This window comes from Oligella ureolytica DSM 18253 (assembly GCF_000373745.1).
Classification (GTDB): Bacteria; Pseudomonadota; Gammaproteobacteria; order Burkholderiales; family Burkholderiaceae_B; genus Oligella; species Oligella ureolytica.
This window is the reverse complement of sequence record NZ_KB892342.1, coordinates 1-5,865: the sequence shown is the minus strand read 5'-3', so window position 1 is coordinate 5,865 and position 5,865 is coordinate 1. Positions and strand designations below refer to the sequence as shown.

Sequence of the window (5,865 nt, the reverse complement as noted above, 5' to 3'; positions counted from 1 at the left end):
AGTGCTGAGGCGTGTCAAGAAACACGTCAGAAATGGTATGACCTTTCCGTTAAACAAAGCGGGTTGACCGAAGAGGGTGTGGTTGCGTGGCATGAGAAACTGGATGCGACGTTTAAAAATCTGTACGCTCAATGTCAAGGTGATACGTCGTGCGTGGCGTACCTAGATTTACAAAAAGAGTCTGCAAGCATTACGCATTTAGGGTTACACGAAGAATTAGGTGTCTTAGGCATTAACCTGAAACATACACTGGACATTCAGCAGGGGAACTGGGGTACGTTGGCATTAGATGCTCTGGCAGATTTTGGGGATTTTATCCCGGCGGTGGCTACTAAGCCGATCAGTCAAGGCGTAGACAAGCTAGTTGAACTGGGCGGTGAAGTCTTTGTCCTTAGCAAAGGGGTTTGGTCGAAAGCAACGGGTAGCGTTGCAGATTCAGCGAAGAGCGTCTTACAGACTCAACAACGTAGACACGAATTGTTTGATAACTTTACAGGGACGAGGGAGAAAGTTAAGCAGGCCGAAATCACGATCAATGGTCATTTGATTAAAGCCAACCCGCAGATAAGTCAAAATGCTGCCATTTTTGATGGGGTGAGTGAACAGGACGTGATGAGCTATTTTAAGCAATTGACGGGTGTGGATAAGTTACCTCAGTCTAATCCTTTACCTGGCTTAAAAGATTTAGACGGTAATCAAGCGATACGGTATACCGTTAAAGATGGGGATTTAACCTATAATTTGCGGAATGGTTCGCGTAGTTCTGATGAAACAAAAGCTCGCTGGACGATAGATGTTGTGGGAACAAGAGGGCATCAGCTAGGTGAGCGAGTTCTTAAACAGAATAAGGTAGAGGTAAAGTTTAGATGAAAATAATTGATATTAAAGATGATGTTTATGATGAACTGTATGAACTTTCTAATGGAATGACAGCCTCTGCATTATGGGGTGAAGTGATTTTTTACTTAGGAGAGACTTCAACGTATGAGGATCGCAAGCAGTTTTTTCTATCGATGATGTATCGTTTGATGAAAGAAGGGCGCTTAAAATTGGCTTTTCAGAATAAGTTTCTTGAGGGGACGATAAAGGAACAATTGGCACTGTATTCAGAGCGTTGGCCTAAAAATGAAGCTGACTTAGATGAGGTTGATTTTGAGTTTACGCAGGATCATACAACGGGTAAGTTAATAGATTTTTGGCCTTTATGTGGTTTTGTTTGGTTCTATGAAAATGGCTTTGTCGAAGGGACGTAAATAATCCTATTTTATTTGCAGTAGAGAGTTAAGCGTAAGTGGCACACCGAGTACGATGATTGATCGTCGCTAGTTTAGGCTCTGGATGTGCCACGGTTAATGCAGTTTTATTGTTCGGGCATATCTTGTGGACTTGGTCGTCTTGTAGAAGTCCGGGTTAGGTGAATAGCGATTGATTAAATGGCTTAATGACGTCTCGATTCTATCGGTACTCCATTTAGGTTATGAAGGTATTGTTCCACGGTATTTGTTGCTAGCGATGCGACAAGAGCTCATTAATGGATTTTCCTGATTATTAACAACCTATGGTGCTATTGGCTAATCCTTTTAAAGCGGCTAAAGAAAGAAGTCAATAATTATATTAAAACTACTAGTTTAAGGAAAAAGTGTATGGCAGGTCATGTATTTACGTTTGAAGAAGCGAAACAAGAATTTGATTATATTATTGATAAGTATGAGGACTTTGGGGCAAAAGAACGGGAGGAGTTAATTAAACAGGATCGACTTCATCGTTCAGATATAAATGTCTTGTTAAAAGGTGGCAAGGATTGGTTGATTGAACCTTTACGCGAGTTACAGCCGTTGAGCTTCGCGGCTCTTCAAGAGCATGCCTCTGACTATATGGTGGGTTTTCGCTGGAGAAGAACCAGTCCTCAGCCAAATTCGCCTAAAGATAGGTTGTCACATGATGGATTTTTTGTAGTGAAGGGTCGGGTGATTTGGGCAAGATATGGTTACGAAGGTCATTCAACCCCCAATATTGCAGAGGTCATTAAGCAGTCTTGGTTAGACCGTAGTAGGGGTTGGGGGACGACAGAAGATGCCGTTTCGGTTAATCCTCGCCAGTTTATTAGTGATCCGTTTGCTAATTGGACACCAGTTTCTCATGTTGCTGTATTACTTGATGTAAGCTGGGAGAAAACTATTTTGCCTAGTTTGTTAGAGAAAATTCCTAATCTGTATGTTACTCGCATGGTTCCGGGTGAAGGGGATGGATATTATGAAGATAGGTGGGTTAGTTTCAGATGTTTCCTAGATAGTAGATTACCTGAGGATTACTCTTTTATTGGAGATCAACTGTATGTAGTGGATAGTAATCCTGACGGACGCATTTACTGGATTAAGGACTTTGACTTTAAAACGGTTTATTACCTTAATAACCCGGGTGAAGCTATTGATGCTTATAGCGCACATACTTTATTGCAAACCCCGGGACGCTTTGATTTTAGTCCGTGGGCGGTTAAGTTGTAGACTCGTGAGGGTAGTACCGAGCATTTATTGTCGCACGGGCTACTCGCTGCAGCCGTGGCTGCCACGGGGGGTAACAATGCACTCTCTGCCGCAGGTGCGGCCATCAGCGCAGAAGCCGCTGCCCCAGTTCTCGCCCATTACCTCTACGGTAAAGCAGCCAATGAGCTTAACGCCGATGAAAAAGCCACCATCTCCAGTATCACGAGTTTAGTGGGTGCCGGTGTGGGCGCAAGTTCAGGTACGGACTCGGGTATTGCGCAAGGTACGCAGTCGGCGGGGACGGCGGTGGATAATAACTACCTTACTGTCAAGCAAATTAATGATTGGGCTGAGGAAATTAATTCTTGCGAGACAAAAGCAAATTGCAATCAAATTATTGAGAAATACGAACAACTGAGTATTTCACAGCAAGAGCAATTAATTAGTGACTGCGCTAATAACCCAGAACAGTGTGCTCAGGACTATGGGTTCATCATTACAGACTCATTGTTAGTTAAACAAGCGCTAGAGAATGCCTTAAGCCAAGACATACCGATAAAAATGGCTTACGATTTGATGGCGTTATATATCGTGCAGCGAGATGCTGAAGGGGTTATTCTTTCAGAGAATTTTGCCCTTGAGTTGCAAGAGCGTTATGGGTTAAGTCTAGAAGATGCCTTATTAGCGGGGCATGCTGTGAACTCTGTCGGCAGGGCAGTTAAGGCTAAGTTGTAGTCCCCCCATTTTTAGTAGCAATTTTAGGTAGAAACAGTATTAAAAAATCGTTCTAACTTTTGTTGTGGGGTAATGCCACCAATGCCCATATGCGGGCGTTCATTATTGTAAGTCCAGAGCCAACGCGTGGCTTCCTGCTGCACCTCTTCCAAATCGTCGTAGAGATGTTGCCCCAGCCAATCATAACGAACGGTTCGATTATACCTCTCCACATACGCATTTTGTTGTGGCTTACCGGGCTGGATATGTAAAAGCGTTATTTGCTTCTCCTTCGCCCAACACACCATGTGATTGCTAATGAGTTCAGGCCCGTTATCCATGCGTATGCAAGCAGGCTGTCCTCGCCACTCCATTACCTGATCCAGAGCGCGTGTAACGCGCTCAGAGGGTAGAGAGTAGTCCACCTCGATAGTTAAGCCTTCACGGTTAAAATCATCCACCACGGTCAGCAAACGAATGGTGCGCCCGTTAGAGAGTGTATCGTGCATAAAGTCAATCGACCAGACTTGGTTAATGCCTGTGGCTGTTCCTAAAGTTTCCGGACGATCTCGTTTTATGCGACGGCGCGGCTTGATGCGCAGGTTGAGTTGCAACTCCCGATAGATGCGATAGACTCGCTTGTGATTCCATTTGAAACCCTTAACGTTGCGAAGATAGAGAAAGCAAAGACCAAAGCCCCACGTCTTCTGCTCAGCAGCTAGTTTTAACAGCCAATCGGCGATGAGCTCATTCTCCTCACGCCCTTTGGCTTGGTAATAGTAGCAACTTTGACTGATGCCGAAGGCTTGGCAAGCTAAGCGGATGCTGACACCACGATACTGGACAGCCTTTTGCGCCATCTCTTTACGCCGAGATGGCGCTACCACTTTTTTTCCATCGCCTCCTTGATGATTTCTGCCTTCAGGCGTTCTTCGGCATACATCTTCTTGAGGCGTTTATTCTCCGCCTCAAGCTCCTTAAGACGGGCAATCATGGAGGTGTCCATGCCACCATATTTGGCACGCCATTTATAGAAGGTGGCGCTGCTCATGCCGTGCTCACGACAAAGCGCAGGCAGCGGCGTACCGGCCTCTGCCTGCTTAAGAATCGCTAAAATTTGACTATCGGTATATCTTGATTTACGCATTGAATTTCCTTTATAGAAAATTCTACCTTAAATCACTACGGCTCTGAGGGGAGATTACCAAGTCTCGCGATCCGTATCAAGCCAATGAGGGTGCAGTTGGGAATATGAAGGAGTTCTTTAGCCAGTCAGGTTTTGGGAAGCAATTAGAGGTCAGTTCCACAAAAACTAATAAGATAGTGCAAGGTCAGAGTGTATATCGGGCTGATGATAATATGGGCAATAATATTAAAAAAGGTAATTTGTTTTATTTAGATAATCTGCACAAAGATCATATTGAGGTGTTTAATAAACGTGGTGATTTTATTCATGTTTTAAATTTAGACGGTAGTATAAACGATAGTAAAACAGAGGCGGTAAATAAACAAAAGAGGAAATTAAAGTGAGGAATGTAGTAATTGATTTTGAAAAAATAAAATCAGATATTATTTCTCTTTTAGAAGTAAACTGTATTAATTTTGATAAAGATTCTTTGGATATTAATTATTCGATAAATCTAAATGTCGATTTTAAATATTTAATAGACAAGCTTAATACTCAGATGGACTCTATTAGTCAGGCAATAAAGGATAGAAGTTGGGTGGATGTGGTTTGTTTGCTTGGCCGTATACGAGTCAGTTTTATACATTTGTCTGATTTTTTTTATAACATAGAAAGTGATATTAAGTATTTAATTGATGGAGAAAAGGCTCATTATTGTGGGAAAGATTTAAACAGTGAAAATAGATTTGACGCTCCTAATGACTCAGATATCTTCATGGTTGATCTTGGTTTCAACAAAATTAAACCAATCATAATTGAATTAACAGAATTCAATGGTCAGACTATGGCAGCAGATTATTGGAAGCTTGATTATCGCTTGGATTTTGACGAGTATTTTAGGGAAACAGTAAGTTCATTAATGTCTTGTTTTGAATATCAGAGTATCCGAGCTTACTCAAAGGATTTGCGCATGCTCTCTATTAAATTGAATAATGCTTACTTACTATGTAAAAAGTTGAATCAGTTTTTTTACGCAGCTTGTGCTGATATTGAAAATTTAGCTTGGTCAGAAAACTCTAATTTGCCTGATATACCCGAAGGATATACTTTACCTGCTAAATATGTAGGTATATAAGTGGCGTTACTTTGATTGCTTTGCCGCATTTTGCTAATTGGCTCTTAGGTCTTTGGTGAGGAGGTGCACGTCAAGACCCCGACCCTCATATAAATACAGGCTCGTTGAGGTTCTATCGTTAGAGGAAACTTAATTAACAGTAGCGATTCATCTGCTTAGACTCGGTAATCCCCCCATTTTTAACAGCAGTTGGCAGTAGAATGATTTAATTTATGTTGATGTAATTTTTGCCTCGGTGTGATGCCACCTAATGCCATGTTGGGGCGTTCGTTATTGTAAGTCCAGAGCCAAGCAGTGGCTCCGTGCTGAACTTCTTCTAGACTATCAAAGAGATTCTGGGTTAACCAGTCATAACGTACTGTCCGATTATAGCGCTCGACATAGGCGTTTTGTTGTGGATTGCCGGG

General features: G+C 42.3%; 8 protein-coding genes. 6 read left to right on the top strand and 2 right to left on the bottom strand.

What is annotated here, in order from left to right:
- The 4 genes from B092_RS15650 to B092_RS15940 form a co-directional block, all read left to right on the top strand.
- Positions 1-870 (top strand): hypothetical protein (locus B092_RS15650; protein ID WP_211208963.1); only part of this gene is annotated, 870 nt, incomplete at its 5' end.
- Complete coding sequence (locus B092_RS14410) at positions 867-1,253, top strand: DUF596 domain-containing protein (protein WP_018575419.1); 387 nt, start codon at positions 867-869, stop codon at positions 1,251-1,253. The genes B092_RS15650 and B092_RS14410, both read left to right, overlap by 4 nt.
- Positions 1,254-1,643: 390 nt before the next feature.
- Entirely contained in the window at positions 1,644-2,504 is an 861-nt protein-coding gene (locus B092_RS0111700; protein ID WP_018575418.1) for a hypothetical protein, read from the top strand.
- Positions 2,505-2,531: 27 nt separating this feature from the next.
- Entirely contained in the window at positions 2,532-3,218 is a 687-nt protein-coding gene (locus B092_RS15940; protein ID WP_018575417.1) for a VENN motif pre-toxin domain-containing protein, read from the top strand.
- A 23-nt stretch (positions 3,219-3,241) separates the two neighbouring features.
- On the opposite strand, the gene B092_RS0111690 is transcribed toward B092_RS15940, so the two are convergent.
- Positions 3,242-4,344 (bottom strand): IS3 family transposase gene (locus B092_RS0111690; RefSeq protein WP_115148539.1). Its coding sequence is split into 2 segments (ribosomal slippage): positions 3,242-4,092 and positions 4,092-4,344, totalling 1,104 coding nucleotides; the frame shifts between segments, so codons are not numbered across the junction.
- Between the two features lie 104 nt (positions 4,345-4,448).
- Between B092_RS0111690 and B092_RS0111680 the strand changes: the two genes are divergently transcribed.
- Together B092_RS0111680 and B092_RS0111675 are read left to right on the top strand one after the other, a co-directional pair.
- Positions 4,449-4,727 (top strand): hypothetical protein, encoded by a 279-nt coding sequence (locus tag B092_RS0111680; protein ID WP_018575414.1) that lies wholly within the window; start codon positions 4,449-4,451, stop codon positions 4,725-4,727.
- Positions 4,724-5,458 carry an SH3 domain-containing protein gene (locus B092_RS0111675; protein WP_018575413.1) on the top strand — a complete coding sequence of 245 codons (735 nt, stop codon included), beginning with the start codon at positions 4,724-4,726 and terminating at the stop codon, positions 5,456-5,458. The genes B092_RS0111680 and B092_RS0111675 overlap by 4 nt, the downstream gene beginning before the upstream one ends.
- Positions 5,459-5,637: 179 nt before the next feature.
- On the opposite strand, the gene B092_RS14405 is transcribed toward B092_RS0111675, so the two are convergent.
- Positions 5,638-5,865, bottom strand: a 228-nt coding sequence (locus tag B092_RS14405; RefSeq protein ID WP_018574429.1) for an integrase core domain-containing protein, incomplete at its 5' end; no start/stop codon positions are given.